Consider the following 13,704-nt stretch of genomic DNA (forward strand, 5'->3'; position numbering starts at 1 on the left):
GGAAGTCGTACCCCTGAGACGGCGACTTCCCAACGCCGCGGATGTACACCAACCCGTGAGGTGTTTATGAGCGCGACCCCTAATGGCGCGGCGGATCAACCGTTCGTCAGCCACTCCATACGCCTGAGCCTCAACGGCCAGGAGCGCCAGCTGGATGTGCTGCCCTGGACCACCCTGCTCGACCTTTTGCGCGAACAGCTCGACCTGGTGGGCAGCAAGAAAGGCTGCGACCACGGCCAATGCGGTGCCTGCACGGTGTTACGCGATGGCAAACGGATCAATGCCTGCCTGACCCTGGCCGTGATGTGCGACGGCGCCGAGCTGACCACCATCGAAGGCCTGGCCACCGGCGACCAGTTGCACCCGATGCAGCAGGCCTTCATCAAGCACGACGCCTTCCAGTGCGGTTATTGCACCCCCGGCCAGATCTGCTCGGCCGTCGGCCTGGTCAACGAAGGACGCGCCCATGACAGCGCGCAGATCCAGGAACTGATGAGCGGCAACCTGTGCCGCTGCGGCGCCTACAACAATATTCGCGATGCCGTGCAGGAAGTCTTGGGAGGTGAGCAGTGAATCCCTTCCATTACAGTAAACCGGTCGATGTGCAGGAGGCCGTGCACCTGAGCAGTGGCGCTTCACGTTTTATCGCCGGAGGCACCAACCTGCTGGACCTGATGAAAGAAAACATCAGCCGCCCCGAGCATCTGATCGATATCACCGGGTTGCCGTTAAACCACATTCAGGAGACGGCCGAGGGCGGCGTGCTGATCGGCGCGCTGGTGAGCAACGCCGATCTGGCCTGGCACCCACTGATCGAACAGCGTTATCCACTGCTGTCCCAGGCGATCCTCGCGGGCGCCTCGCCGCAACTGCGCAACATGGCCAGTACCGGCGGCAACCTGTTGCAACGCACGCGGTGCTACTACTTCTATGACACCAACGTGCCCTGCAACAAGCGCGAACCCGGCAGTGGCTGCCCGGCGCGCACCGGCTTGAACCGCATCCACGCGATTCTCGGCGCCAGTGAACAGTGCGTCTCGACCCATCCTTCGGACATGTGCGTCGCCCTGGCGGCGCTGGCAGCGCGGGTGCATGTCGAAGGTCGCGGCGGCGCGCGGGTCATCGAGTTCGCCGACTTCCACCGTTTGCCCGGTGATGCGCCGCAGCGCGACAACCAATTAGCCGATGACGAGCTGATCACCGCCATCGAATTGCCCGCCGACAACCTGGCGAGCCATAGCAATTATCTGAAAATCCGCGACCGCGCCTCCTATGCGTTCGCCCTGGTGTCCGTGGCCGCAGCGCTCGAGCTGGACGGCGACACCATCATCGACGCGCGCCTGGCGTTGGGTGGCGTGGCTCACAAACCCTGGCGTGACCGCGCGGTGGAAGCCTCGTTGATCGGCCAGGTGGTCAGCCGCGAAACCTTCAGCCAGGCCGCCGACGCACTGCTGCAGGACGCTGAGCCGCTGGTGCACAACGGCTTCAAGATCAAGCTGGCACGCCGGGGGATTATTCGTGCCCTGAGTGACGCCGCTGTCGCAGGAGAACGCCCATGACCGCTATCGGAAAACCCCTGGACCGTGTCGACGGTCTGCTCAAGGTCACTGGCCAGGCGCGTTATGCCGGTGAATTTCCTGAACAAGGCTTGCTCCACGGCAGCGTCGTGTCGAGCAGCATTGCCAAGGGCCGCGTGATTAAGATCGATGCGTCCAGAGCTCTGGCGTTGCCGGGGGTGGTGGAAGTCATTCATCATCTTAATCGGCCGAAGATCGCGAGCTACGACGATGCCTTCCAGGATGCAGATGCGGCCGACGGTTCGCCGTTTCGCCCGCTCTATAACGACCGTGTGCTGTACAGCGGCCAGCCCCTGGCGCTGGTGATCGCCGATAACCTTGAGCTGGCGCGACATGCCGGTTCCCTAGTGGAGATCGAGTACGCAACCGAGGCCTTCGAAACCGACCTGGCGGCAGTGCAGGAACAGGCCCACCCCTCACCGCAAACCCCGCCAGGTCCGCGCGGCAACTTCCAGGCCGAATGGGCCGGCGCCGCCATCAGCCTGGACCTGCGCTACAGCACGCCGGTCGAACACCACAACCCCATGGAACCCCACGCCAGCACCGTGCTGTACCAGGCGGACGGCACCCTGCATATCCATGACAAGACCCAGGGGCCGCAGAACTGCCAGGCCTATGTGCAAAAAGTGTTCGGCCTGGATAAAAGCCAGGTACGTATTTTTGCCGCGTTCGTCGGCGGCGCCTTCGGTTCCGGCCTGCGTCCGCAATATCAATTGCCACTGGCGGTGATGGCCTCCCTGGCGCTCAAACGTTCGGTGCGGGTCACGCTGACGCGCCAGCAGATGTTCACCTTCGGCTACCGCCCGCGCACCTTGCAGCGCTTGCAAATGGGCGCCGCCGCCAACGGGCGTCTGCTGGCATTGGGGCATACTGCTATCGGCCAGACGTCGCGCTTCGAGGACTTCAGTGAACATGTGGTGGAATGGAGCGGCATGCTCTACCACTGCGACAATGTGCAGCTGACGTATAAGCTGGCGCCACTGGACGTGTTCACGCCCTTGGATATGCGCGCGCCGGGTGCGGCCCTCGGGGTGATCGGCCTGGAATGCGCCATGGACGAACTGGCCTGCGCCTTGGCCATCGACCCGGTGCAACTGCGCTTGATCAATTACGCCGAGCGCAACCAGAACGAAGACAAGCCTTGGTCGAGCAAGGCCCTGCGCGAGTGTTACAGCGAAGGTGCCGAGCGTTTCGGCTGGAGCCAGCGCAACCCGGAACCGCGCAGCATGCGCGATGGCCGCCAGTTGATCGGCTGGGGCATGGCCGGCGGCGTGTGGGAGGCCATGCAGATGAAGGCCAGCGCCAAGGCGCGGATCGACGCGCACGGCAAGCTCACTGTCAGCAGCGCCACCACCGATATCGGTACCGGCACTTACACGGTGATGACCCAGATCGCGGCGCAGGCCAGCGGCGTATCGGTCGACGATGTGACATTTGTGCTGGGTGATTCCTCCTTGCCCACAGCGCCGCTGCAGGGCGGCTCTTTTACCGTGTCCTCCGTCGGCACGGCCGTGCAGCAAGCCTGTGAAGCCTTGGCCGACAAGCTGCTGGAAGTCGCCCGGCAGACTTACCCGGTGTTCAAGGACGCCGAGTCTGTGCGCTTCGAAGAGGGTCAACTGCATACCGGCGACGTAAGTGTGTCGTTGGCACAGTTGGTCAAGGACAGCGGCCAAGACGCAATGGAAGTGCAGGTCGACAGTGAGCCGGACAAAAAACGTGAAAGCTACGCCACGGCGACCCATTCGGCAGTGTTTGTCGAGGTGCGCGTGGATGAAGACTTGGGCACCATCAAGGTCAGCCGCGTGGTCAGCGCCATTGCCGCAGGGCGCGTGGTCAACCCGAAGATGGCGCGCAGCCAGATCCTCGGCGGGGTCGTGTGGGGCGTCGGCATGGCCCTGCACGAAGAGACCCAGATCGACCATCACTTGGGGCGCTACATGAACCATAGCCTGGCGGAATACCACATTCCGGTGAACGCCGATATCGGCGAGATTGACGTGGTGTTTGTCGAAGAACACGACGAGATCGTCAACGCGCTGGGGTCCAAGGGAGTCGGTGAAATCGGCATTGTCGGCGTAGCGGCGGCGGTGGCGAATGCGATTTATCACGCCACCGGCAAACGGGTGCGGGAGTTTCCGATTACCTTGGATAAGGTGCTCTAGCGCAATCCTCCGGACATCACCGGTTCAAATGTGGGAGCGGGCTTGCCCGCGATAGCGGTGGGTCAGGTCATATATCATGTGCTGACCCACCGCTATCGCAGGCAAGCCAGCTCCCACAATGAATCGCGGTAGTGCCTAAGTCCTGGGCTCTTCCACCGGCACATGCATCCGATCTCGATTCGCCAGGGTCGGAAACAACTTGATCCACACCCCGGTCACCACCAGCGTACCGATCCCGCCCATGACCACGGCGGGCACGGTGCCGAACCAGTGGGCGGTAATTCCGGACTCGAACTCGCCCAACTGATTGGACGCGCCGATAAACAAGCCGTTGACCGCACTGACGCGCCCGCGCATTTCATCCGGCGTCTCCAACTGCACGAACGACGCACGGATCACCATGCTGATCATGTCGGCTGCGCCCAGCACCACCAGCACCGCCAGGGAAAACCAGAACGAAGTGGACAGCCCGAAGGCGATGGTCGCCACGCCGAACACGCCGACGGCGGTGAACATCACGCGGCCGACATGCCGGTCGACAGAGAACCGCGCCAACCACAAGGACATCAGCAACGCACCCACCGCCGGTGCCGAGCGCAGCAGGCCCAGGCCCCAGGCACCGGTCAGCAGGATGTCCTTGGCGAACACCGGCAGCAAGGCGGTGGCGCCGCCCAGCAGCACCGCGAACAAATCGAGGGAGATGGCGCCGAGGATGTCCGGACGGCTGCGGATGAAGCGGATGCCGGCCAATAACGAATCCACGGTCGCCTTGGCTTTATTCAGCGGTGTCTGGCGCGCGGGCAAGTTCAGGGTCAGTGCGCAGGCAATGAGGTACATCACCACCGTGGGGCCATACACCCACACGCTGCCAAACGCATAGAGCAAACCGCCGAGGGCTGGGGCGACAATGGTTGCCAGTTGCTGGGCCGACTGCGACGAAGCCACGGCCCGCGGGAACAGCGCGCTGGGCACGATGCTCGGGAGCATCGCCTGGGTGGTGGGCATTTCGAACGAGCGCGCGGCACCCAGCAGGAAGGCGAGGATAAAAATCATCTCGCGGGTCACGTTGCCGGTCAGGCCACCGATGGCCAATGACAGGGCAATCAACGCCTGCACGGTCTGGCAGATGGCGGCGACCTTGCGTCGCTCATAGCGGTCGGCCACATGCCCGGTGTGCAGCATGAACAACACGCGCGGTACGAATTCCACCAACCCGACCAATCCCAGGTCCAGCACATTGCCGGTCAGTTGGTAGAGGTTCCAGCCGATGGCCACGGTGAGCATCTGGAAGCCGCTGGCGGTAAAGATGCGCGCCAGCCAGAACGCGATGAAAGGGCGGTGGTGACGCAACAACAACGCGGGTTCACTGGGCATTGGGAGTTCAGGTCAGGGCCGGAGGAAGCGCCGAGATTATCATTAAGTTGTAACAGATAGTTGCGCCAACTGAGCTGAGACAGTCTGTCACGCGGCAAAAGACCACGCCGCCCTTCATCGAAAATCGGACTACTCTTTCAGCAATGCTTGATCCAGATCAATTTCCGCACGTTGGCCTGGCGGCCTCAGGGCCTGATTTCCTGCACGGCGGGTAAAAAAAGAAACGAATCGAAATTCGCCAGACTCCATATCCGTGGGGGCAGTGGGTGCAGGCTTGCGCCCGGAACCGGTATCACCTGACAGAGGAAGACTTATGTTCGGTTTGGAGGCGCTAGATCTCGCCCGAATCCAATTTGCGTTCACCATCTCTTTCCACATCCTGTTCCCGGCGATCACCATCGGCCTGGCCAGTTACCTCGCGGTGCTGGAAGGCTTGTGGCTCAAGACCAAAAACGACACCTACCGCGACCTCTACCATTTCTGGTCGAAGATCTTTGCCGTCAACTTCGGCATGGGCGTGGTGTCCGGTCTGGTCATGGCCTACCAGTTCGGCACCAACTGGAGTCGCTTCTCGGACTTTGCCGGCGCCGTCACCGGGCCGCTGCTGATGTACGAAGTGCTCACGGCCTTCTTCCTCGAGGCCGGCTTTCTGGGCGTGATGCTGTTCGGCTGGAACAAGGTGGGGCGCAACCTGCACTTCTTCTCCACGGTCATGGTGGCCGTAGGTACCTTGATTTCCACGTTCTGGATCCTGTCGTCCAATAGCTGGATGCAGACGCCCCAGGGCTTTGAAATCGTCGACGGCCGCGTGATTCCCACCGACTGGTTTGCCATTGTCTTCAACCCGTCGTTCCCTTATCGCCTGGCGCACATGGCCACGGCGGCTTTTGTGGCCACCGCGTTCTTCGTCGGCTCCTCGGCGGCCTGGCACCTGTTGCGTGGCAAGGACAACCCGGCGATCCGCAAAATGCTCTCCATGGCCATGTGGATGGCCCTGATCGTGGCGCCGATCCAGGCGGTGATCGGTGATTTCCATGGTCTCAATACCCTGGAACACCAGCCGGCGAAAATCGCTGCGATCGAAGGCCACTGGGAGAACAAAGGCAACGAGCCAACCCCGTTGATCCTGTTCGGCTGGCCGGACATGAAGGCCGAAAAAACCAAATACGCCGTGGAAATCCCTTACCTGGGCAGCCTGATCCTTACCCATTCCCTGGACAAGCAAGTGCCGGCCCTCAAGGAGTTTCCACCCGAGGACCGCCCCAACTCGACCGTCGTGTTCTGGTCGTTCCGGGTCATGGTCGGCCTGGGGTTCCTGATGATCTTCACCGGTCTGTTCAGCCTCTGGCTGCGCCGGGGCGACAAGATGTACACATCCAGGCCGTTCCTGTACCTGGCGTTGTGGATGGGCCCGTCCGGCCTGATCGCAATCCTTGCAGGGTGGTTCACCACCGAGATCGGCCGCCAGCCGTGGGTGGTCTATGGCTTGATGCGCACGGCGGATGCTTCATCCGGGCATAGCCTGGCGCAGATGACTATCACCCTGGTGCTGTTCGTAGTGGTGTACTTCGCGCTGTTCGGTGCGGGCCTTGGCTACATGATGCGCCTGGTGCGCAAAGGCCCGGTCACCCATGACGTCACTGAGCCAACCCATGGCGGGCCCGGCCAGAAACGCACACCGGCGCGTCCGTTGTCGGCTGCCGATGATGGCACCGAGAATGACACTACATCCCAGCACGACGACATCCAGCACAAGGGGCATTGAGATGGGTATTGATCTTCCGCTGATCTGGGCCGTGATCATCATCTTCGGCATCATGATGTACGTGATCATGGACGGCTTCGACCTGGGGATCGGCATTCTTTTTCCGTTCGTTCCGGGCAAGACCGACCGCGACGTGATGATGAACACCGTAGCGCCCGTGTGGGACGGCAATGAAACCTGGCTGGTACTGGGCGGCGCGGGGTTGTTCGGCGCCTTCCCGCTGGCCTATTCGGTGGTGCTGTCGGCGCTGTACCTGCCGCTGATCCTGATGCTGATCGGCCTGATCTTTCGCGGCGTGGCCTTCGAGTTTCGCTTCAAGGCCAAGGACGACAAGCGGCACCTGTGGGACAAGGCGTTTATCGGCGGCTCGATTGCCGCCACCTTCTTCCAGGGCGTGGCGCTGGGCGCATTCATTGATGGTTTCCCGGTGGTCGACCGCCAGTTCGCCGGCGGCTCGCTGGACTGGGCCACGCCGTTCACGATGTTCTGCGGCGTGGCGCTGATCGTGGCCTATGCGTTGCTTGGCTGCACCTGGCTGATCATGAAGACCGAGGGGCCGCTGCAGGAAAAGATGCACAACCTGGCACGGCCGCTGGCGCTCGTGGTGCTGGCGGTGATCGGCATCGTCAGCCTGTGGACGCCGCTGACGCATCCGGAAATCGCCTCGCGCTGGTTCACTCTGCCGAACTTGTTCTGGTTCCTGCCGGTGCCGATCCTGGTACTGGTGACCCTGTACGGGCTGTTCCGCGCCGTGGCACGGCATGCGCATTACACGCCGTTCCTGCTGACGCTGGTGCTGATCTTTCTGGGCTACAGCGGGCTGGGGATCAGCCTGTGGCCCAACATCATCCCGCCGTCGGTGTCGATCTGGGACGCTGCCGCGCCGCCGCAAAGCCAGGGCTTCATGCTGGTGGGCACGTTATTCATCATCCCGCTCATCCTGGGTTACACCTTCTGGAGCTACTACGTGTTCCGCGGCAAGGTCACCCACGAAGACGGTTATCACTAAGAGGGTATTTCCATGTCCGGCAAACCGTCGTTGCACGAGATTGAACAGGCCGAGAAGCGGCCGTTGTGGCGGCGCCTGGGATGGCTGGCGATGATCTGGACCGGCAGCGTGCTGACCCTGTTCGTCGTGGCCAGCCTGATGCGCATGTTCATGAATGCGGCCGGCCTGACCACGCACTGACTTCCCATCCCGTTGCCTTGCGGCACGGTTTTTTGGTCTTGCCTCTCTTCGGAGTGGCAGGGCCTTTTTTTTACTTGCGCGCCTTGAGGATCACGAATTTCGGCGTGGTGGCGACGTGTTCGACGCCCCGGAACAGCCGCGCCAGCTTGGTGTGATAACCCAAGTGCCGGTTGCCGACGATATACAGCGCACCGCCTACTACCAGCGCTTCCCGCGCCTGCTGGAACATGCGCCAGGCGAGGAAATCACCGACCACTTGCTGCTGGTGGAACGGCGGGTTGCACAGCACCACCTCCAGAGAATCGGCGGCTTGGCCCGCCAGGCCATCGGCGGCGCGCACGACGACATCGCGTTCATCGAGCGCGGCTTGCCAATTGGCGGCCGCCGATTGCACGGCCATATACGATTCGTCCACCAAGGTGTATTGCGCGTCAGGGTTTTGCAGCGCACTGGCGATGGCCAGTACGCCGTTGCCGCAACCCAGGTCGGCCACCCGCGCGTTGCCGAGGTTTTTCGGCAGGTGCGGCAGGAACGCGCGGGTGCCGATGTCGAGGTTTTCGCGGCAGAACACATTGGCGTGGTTCAGCAGTTCGATGGCCGGTGCGTCCAGCGTGTAGCGGGTGGGGTAAGGCGAGACGGCAATCGGGCGGTCTTGCACCGTGGCGATCAGCAAGCGTGCTTTTTTGACCGCCAGCGACGCCTGCATCGGCCCGATATAGCGCTCCAGCAACTCGCCTGCCGCCCTTGGCAAGTGCTTGATCATCGCCCCTGCGACGACCTGGGCACCCGGCGCCAAGTGCCCTTGCAGGCGGATCAATTGTTCTTCAAGCAGCGCCAGGGTTTTCGGCACACGAATCAGCACGCAATCGAAAGGCCCGGCGGGTGTCTGGCTGGCCGGAATGAACGGTACAGCGTCAAAGCCCTTGCCGTTGCGTATCAGGTTTTTCTCCAGGCCCTGGGCCGCCAGGAATGAGTCGCCGCTGGAGGTGACCTGCATGTGGCCCTGAAGGCTGGCCGCCAGGGCGCCGAAGCTGTCGTTGAGCACCAGCACGCGGCTTGCAGCAGGCAGCTGCTGTTCGGCCAGATGATTGAGCAGGTACTCGTCAGCGGCATCGAACGCTTGCAGCGGATCGTTATGTTGCTCTGGCTGGCGGATCAGATCGAGCTGGGCGAAGGGGCTTTCAAGCAGGGGCATGGCGGGGGAGGCTCTAGATAAACGATGAGTGTTCGGCGGTGGCTGGCCGAACCGTCTGAGTGAACTGCGTGCTGCACCTGCGGGGCTGCTCAACACTCAGAATGGGGCGTAAATGTTACGGTTTTTTCAGCGAGAAAACATGGGGTTTCTCGTTGGGCTAAAACAGCCCCATTTTTGATGCGCGGAGCACGGCGGCGATTTTGTTATTGACGCCCAGCTTCCTGAGTATGCTGCTGATGTGGAAGCCTACCGTACGCGGTGTAATCGAAATAATCATGCCGATCTCATTAGCCGTCTTGCCATCGGCCGTCCATTTAAGTATCTCGGTTTCCCGTGCGGTCAATGTGCTGCCAGGGCTGGCAGACCTGACATGGGGTTTATCGGCATGCTTGTGCGCCAATGCTTCATGTACCAGATGGCACAGCCACAGCGCCAGGCCTGCTTTCTCGTAGAGTTCTTCCGGCGTGACTGCGCCTTTGCTACGGCTCAGGGTCAACATGCTGATGACCCCTCGGGGATCATGCACGGTAAAGGTCAGCGCGTTATGCACACCTAGGGTTAGCGCCAATGACCAGAGTGCTGGTACGCATTTGAATATCCCCTCTTGCCAGACAAGGGGTAATACATTGTCTTGGCAATACTTCACGACGGGATCTATGCGGAAGAACTCTGCCTTTTCATAGACTGTTTCCCATTCATTTGGATAGTTCGTAAGTACAACTGGATGTGCATTGTCTTTGGATTGATTGGAACTCATCTTGACGCAGCAGTGACGAAAACCGAGCTCATAGGTCTTAGTGATCACCATATCAAAAACCTCGGTCAGCCCGTCCTCCTCTTTATGTTGGAGGTGTTGTGTATTTAGCCAGTGGATCATTGAATACTCTCCATACCACGCCATTTTCCGCTCCCTGGGATACTTCCTGAAGTCCCAGCGCTGTACGGAAATGAGTGTAGGACAGGGGCTAAATTCCAAGAGGAAAATTTCGTTATTGCACGAAAGGATTTTAGAATTTTTTTGAAAGGCTATCCGCAGATGCTCTTCAGAAAGTTGTCGAAAATCACGGCTTATGAAAAGCTTGAGGCGTACCGTAACGATTAACTAACACCTATTTATGCCTTTTCTAAAAGGACTAATAGCGAATTGATCGGCGGTGAAGTTATATAGCCATTACTGCTGTTTGCAAGATGCCATCACTCGCCGTAGGTGTTTCCCCGCGCTACTTTGAGAGACACTAGGGCACCTGTTGAACGGAGGCCCCCATGACGGCCAGTGCTGAGAAATTTACCCGCCAGACCTTGCTCGATGTGCAATCGCTGACCCCCAGCCTGTTTACCCTGCGCACCACCCGCGATCCTGGGTTTCGTTTCACGGCGGGCCAGTTCGTGCGCCTGGGGGTGACCAAGGCGGATGGCAGCACCGTATGGCGCGCTTACTCGCTGGTGTCGTCGCCGTTTGACGAGCACTTGGATTTCTTCTCCATCGTCGTCCCGAACGGTGAGTTCACCAGTGAGCTGAGCCGTCTGCGGGTAGGCGACACGCTGCTGGTGGAACGTCAGGCAACCGGCTTTCTGACCTTGAGTCGTTTCGTCGATGGTCGCGATTTGTGGATGCTGGGCACCGGCACCGGCATTGCGCCGTTCCTATCGATTTTGCAGGATTTTGAAGTCTGGGAAAAATTCGAGCGCATCATCCTGGTGTACAGCGCACGCGAAGCCAGGGAGCTGGCGTATCAGGCGCTGATCAAGGAACTGGGTGAGCGCGAGTACCTGGCCGAATACGCGCACAAACTCACCTACGTTCCCATCGTCACCCGTGAACAACATCCAGGCGCGCTGAATGGGCGCATCACCACCCTGATCGAAAATGGCGAACTGGAAAGGGCGGCCGGCGTGGAGTTGACCCCGGAGCATTCCCGCGTACTGATTTGCGGCAACCCGCAGATGGTCGATGACACGCGGCAGTTGCTCAAGCAACGAAATATGAACCTGAGCTTGAGCCGCCGTCCGGGCCAGGTGGCGGTCGAAAACTACTGGTAATAAATTTGTAGGAGCGAGGGGGACGCCTAGTCCTTGCTCGCGAAAAACGTCCGCGACAACGTGGTTTTCCTGAACGAACGCGGCGCCTATGAGTTCTTCGCGAGCAAGCTCGCTCCTACAGCGGTTTGTCGTTCTGGGCCTTGAGCAGATCGCGGATCTCGCCCAGCAACACTTCTTCCTTGGTTGGCACCGGTGGCAGCTTTGGCGCAACGGCCTCTTCGCGCTTCAGACGGTTGATGACTTTTACGCCCATGAAGATCGCGAACGCGACGATCAGGAAGTCCACCACGCTCTGGATGAATTTACCGTAGGCCAGGATCACCGCGGGTGCGTCGCCTTGTGCCGCCTTGAGTGTCACGGCCAGGTCACCGAAGTCCACACCGCCGATCAACAGACCGAGTGGGGGCATCACTACGTCGCCTACAAAGGATGAAACAATTTTACCGAAGGCGGCGCCGATGATGATACCGACGGCCATGTCGACCACATTACCTTTGACCGCGAAGGCCTTGAACTCACTGATCACGCCCATAGGTTATTCCTTGTTACAGATGAGAAGGGTGGAGCTAAGTGTAAGTCAGTCATGGCGGGCTTGCCTGACACAACCGTTAACACTGTTAGTTTTAATCGACACATTAAATCGCAAATAGTTTGCAAAGTGCCACCAATCGCGCGCGGAATACGCGCCAAATCAGGGGTTTACCAGATTATTTTATTAATCGGGGTGGTACGGCTTTTCTATTTATCTTCTGACTCGCGGGTCACTAGCCTCTGGCAAGCACAACTGAATGTGCATTAAAAAAACCAGAGGAAACCTCGATGAAAAATCCAAAGAGCCGCGGGCCTGTTGCAGCGCGATCCGTGCTGGTACTGGTGACCGCCAGCCTGCTTTCCCTTTCTGTGCAAGCCGCCAACCTGACGCGCGATAACGGCGCCGCCGTGGGCGACAACCAGAACTCGCAAACCGCCGGCCCCAACGGCCCGGTATTGCTGCAGGACGTGCAACTGATCCAGAAGTTGCAACGCTTTGACCGCGAACGCATCCCTGAGCGCGTGGTACACGCCCGTGGCACCGGGGCCCACGGCACCTTCACGGTCACCGACGGCCTCAGCGACCTGACCAAGGCAAAAGTGTTCGCAGCCGGCGAAGCCACGCCGGTGTTCGTGCGCTTTTCCGCCGTGGTCCACGGCAACCATTCCCCGGAAACCCTGCGTGACCCGCGCGGGTTCGCCACCAAGTTCTACACCGCTGACGGTAACTGGGACCTGGTCGGCAACAACTTCCCGACGTTCTTTATCCGTGATGCCATCAAGTTCCCGGACATGGTCCACGCGTTCAAGCCAGATCCGCGTACCAACCTGGACGACGATTCCCGTCGCTTCGACTTCTTCTCTCACGTGCCCGAATCCACTCGCACCCTGACCGAGCTGTACTCCGACTCGGGCACCCCGGCCAGCTACCGCGAAATGGACGGCAACGGTGTGCACGCCTACAAGCTGATCAACGCCAAGGGTGAAGTGCACTACGTCAAATTCCACTGGAAGAGTCTGCAAGGCATCAAGAACCTGGATCCCAAGCAGGTCACCGAAGTGCAGGGTCGTGACTACAGCCACATGACCAACGACCTGGTCACCCATATCAACAAGGGCGACTTCCCCAAGTGGGACCTGTATGTGCAGGTGCTCAAGCCGGAGGACCTGGCCAAGTTCGACTTCGACCCGCTGGACGCCACCAAGATCTGGCCGGGTGTGCCCGAGCGTAAAGTCGGACAAATGGTGCTGAACCGCAACCCGGCCAACGTCTTCCAGGAGACCGAGCAAGTGGCCATGGCCCCGGCCAACCTGGTGCCGGGTATCGAGCCGTCGGAGGACCGCCTGCTGCAAGGCCGAGTGTTCTCTTACGCCGACACCCAGATGTACCGTCTGGGCGCCAATGCCCTGCAGCTGCCGATCAACGCGCCACGGCTGACGGTCAACAACGGTAACCAGGACGGCGCGCTCAACATGGGTAAAACCACGAGCGGCGTGAACTACCAGCCAAGCCGCCTGGAACCTCGCGAAGAACCGCAGACCGCGCGTTATAGCCAGTCGGCCCTGTCGGGCAGCACCCAGCAGGCGAAGATCCAGCGTGAGCAGAACTTCAAGCAGGCTGGGGATTTGTATCGCTCCTACAGTAAGAAAGAGCGTCAGGACTTGATCGAAAACTTCGGCGGCTCCTTGGCGACCACCGACGACGCGAGCAAGCACATCATCCTGTCGTTCCTCTACAAGGCCGACCCGGAGTACGGCACCGGCGTGGCCAAGGTTGCCAAGGGCGACCTGGCTCGCGTGAAAGCGCTGGCGGACAAACTGACTGACTGACTCGTTGGTTCCGGTCGGCGCCCGCAAGGGCGTCGACCCCT

12 protein-coding genes are annotated in these 13,704 nt (G+C 60.5%); 8 read left to right on the top strand and 4 right to left on the bottom strand.

All coding sequences use genetic code 11. The features are described from left to right. The first annotated feature begins 66 nt into the window (after nucleotides 1-66). The 3 genes from BLL36_RS18140 to BLL36_RS18150 are packed head-to-tail and all read left to right on the top strand — an operon-like array spanning nucleotide 67 to nucleotide 3,739. The gene (locus BLL36_RS18140; protein WP_076952717.1) at nucleotides 67-573 is read left to right on the top strand and encodes a (2Fe-2S)-binding protein; all 507 of its coding nucleotides are present in this window, start codon (nucleotides 67-69) and stop codon (nucleotides 571-573) included. After that, the gene (locus tag BLL36_RS18145) at nucleotides 570-1,559 is read left to right on the top strand and encodes an FAD binding domain-containing protein (protein WP_076952718.1); all 990 of its coding nucleotides are present in this window, start codon (nucleotides 570-572) and stop codon (nucleotides 1,557-1,559) included. The genes BLL36_RS18140 and BLL36_RS18145 overlap by 4 nt, the downstream gene beginning before the upstream one ends. Continuing rightward, nucleotides 1,556-3,739: a xanthine dehydrogenase family protein molybdopterin-binding subunit gene (locus BLL36_RS18150; RefSeq protein ID WP_076952719.1), complete on the top strand. Its 2,184-nt coding sequence runs from the start codon at nucleotides 1,556-1,558 to the stop codon at nucleotides 3,737-3,739. The genes BLL36_RS18145 and BLL36_RS18150 overlap by 4 nt, the downstream gene beginning before the upstream one ends. A gap of 135 nt (nucleotides 3,740-3,874) precedes the next feature. On the opposite strand, the gene BLL36_RS18155 is transcribed toward BLL36_RS18150, so the two are convergent. Continuing rightward, nucleotides 3,875-5,113 carry an MFS transporter gene (locus BLL36_RS18155; protein WP_076952720.1) on the bottom strand — a complete coding sequence of 413 codons (1,239 nt, stop codon included), beginning with the start codon at nucleotides 5,111-5,113 and terminating at the stop codon, nucleotides 3,875-3,877. Between the two features lie 313 nt (nucleotides 5,114-5,426). On the opposite strand from BLL36_RS18155, the gene BLL36_RS18160 reads away from it, so the two are divergent. Genes BLL36_RS18160 through BLL36_RS18170 form a run of 3 tightly spaced genes read left to right on the top strand, consistent with a single transcriptional unit; the run spans nucleotide 5,427 to nucleotide 8,067 of the window. Beyond that, complete coding sequence (locus BLL36_RS18160; RefSeq protein WP_076952721.1) at nucleotides 5,427-6,878, top strand: cytochrome ubiquinol oxidase subunit I; 1,452 nt, start codon at nucleotides 5,427-5,429, stop codon at nucleotides 6,876-6,878. A 1-nt stretch (nucleotide 6,879) separates the two neighbouring features. Beyond that, nucleotides 6,880-7,887 (top strand): cytochrome d ubiquinol oxidase subunit II, encoded by a 1,008-nt coding sequence (gene cydB / locus BLL36_RS18165; RefSeq protein WP_076952722.1) that lies wholly within the window; start codon nucleotides 6,880-6,882, stop codon nucleotides 7,885-7,887. A 12-nt stretch (nucleotides 7,888-7,899) separates the two neighbouring features. Further along, nucleotides 7,900-8,067, top strand: coding sequence for a DUF2474 domain-containing protein (locus BLL36_RS18170; protein WP_076952723.1), 168 nt, complete (start codon nucleotides 7,900-7,902; stop codon nucleotides 8,065-8,067). A gap of 70 nt (nucleotides 8,068-8,137) precedes the next feature. On the opposite strand, the gene BLL36_RS18175 is transcribed toward BLL36_RS18170, so the two are convergent. Together BLL36_RS18175 and BLL36_RS18180 are read right to left on the bottom strand one after the other, a co-directional pair. After that, nucleotides 8,138-9,262, bottom strand: a complete 1,125-nt coding sequence (locus tag BLL36_RS18175) for a methyltransferase (protein ID WP_076952724.1) — start codon at nucleotides 9,260-9,262, stop codon at nucleotides 8,138-8,140. A 157-nt stretch (nucleotides 9,263-9,419) separates the two neighbouring features. After that, on the bottom strand, nucleotides 9,420-10,139 hold the full coding sequence (locus tag BLL36_RS18180; protein WP_076952725.1) for a helix-turn-helix transcriptional regulator: 720 nt from the start codon (nucleotides 10,137-10,139) through the stop codon (nucleotides 9,420-9,422). A gap of 386 nt (nucleotides 10,140-10,525) precedes the next feature. On the opposite strand from BLL36_RS18180, the gene BLL36_RS18185 reads away from it, so the two are divergent. Then, nucleotides 10,526-11,302, top strand: coding sequence for a ferredoxin--NADP reductase (locus BLL36_RS18185; RefSeq protein ID WP_076952726.1), 777 nt, complete (start codon nucleotides 10,526-10,528; stop codon nucleotides 11,300-11,302). A gap of 115 nt (nucleotides 11,303-11,417) precedes the next feature. Here the strand turns inward: BLL36_RS18185 and mscL are convergent, their stop codons facing one another. Beyond that, entirely contained in the window at nucleotides 11,418-11,834 is a 417-nt protein-coding gene (gene mscL / locus BLL36_RS18190; protein ID WP_076952727.1) for a large-conductance mechanosensitive channel protein MscL, read from the bottom strand. Between the two features lie 287 nt (nucleotides 11,835-12,121). On the opposite strand from mscL, the gene katB reads away from it, so the two are divergent. Further along, entirely contained in the window at nucleotides 12,122-13,663 is a 1,542-nt protein-coding gene (gene katB / locus BLL36_RS18195) for a catalase KatB (protein ID WP_076952728.1), read from the top strand. Nucleotides 13,664-13,704: the final 41 nt, after the last annotated feature.

This window comes from Pseudomonas cedrina subsp. cedrina (genome assembly GCF_001983175.1).
Taxonomy (GTDB): domain Bacteria; phylum Pseudomonadota; class Gammaproteobacteria; order Pseudomonadales; family Pseudomonadaceae; genus Aquipseudomonas; species Aquipseudomonas cedrina.

What these genes read in the sequence shown, in the direction of transcription:
- BLL36_RS18140 (WP_076952717.1), top strand. Translation starts at nt 67, where the DNA reads ATGAGCGCGACCCCTAATGGCGCGGCGGATCAACCGTTCGTCAGCCAC.
- BLL36_RS18150 (WP_076952719.1), top strand. Translation starts at nt 1,556, where the DNA reads ATGACCGCTATCGGAAAACCCCTGGACCGTGTCGACGGTCTGCTCAAG.
- BLL36_RS18155 (WP_076952720.1), bottom strand. Translation starts at nt 5,113, where the DNA reads ATGCCCAGTGAACCCGCGTTGTTGTTGCGTCACCACCGCCCTTTCATC.
- BLL36_RS18160 (WP_076952721.1), top strand. Translation starts at nt 5,427, where the DNA reads ATGTTCGGTTTGGAGGCGCTAGATCTCGCCCGAATCCAATTTGCGTTC.
- cydB (WP_076952722.1), top strand. Translation starts at nt 6,880, where the DNA reads ATGGGTATTGATCTTCCGCTGATCTGGGCCGTGATCATCATCTTCGGC.
- BLL36_RS18170 (WP_076952723.1), top strand. Translation starts at nt 7,900, where the DNA reads ATGTCCGGCAAACCGTCGTTGCACGAGATTGAACAGGCCGAGAAGCGG.
- BLL36_RS18175 (WP_076952724.1), bottom strand. Translation starts at nt 9,262, where the DNA reads ATGCCCCTGCTTGAAAGCCCCTTCGCCCAGCTCGATCTGATCCGCCAG.
- BLL36_RS18180 (WP_076952725.1), bottom strand. Translation starts at nt 10,139, where the DNA reads ATGATCCACTGGCTAAATACACAACACCTCCAACATAAAGAGGAGGAC.
- BLL36_RS18185 (WP_076952726.1), top strand. Translation starts at nt 10,526, where the DNA reads ATGACGGCCAGTGCTGAGAAATTTACCCGCCAGACCTTGCTCGATGTG.
- mscL (WP_076952727.1), bottom strand. Translation starts at nt 11,834, where the DNA reads ATGGGCGTGATCAGTGAGTTCAAGGCCTTCGCGGTCAAAGGTAATGTG.
- katB (WP_076952728.1), top strand. Translation starts at nt 12,122, where the DNA reads ATGAAAAATCCAAAGAGCCGCGGGCCTGTTGCAGCGCGATCCGTGCTG.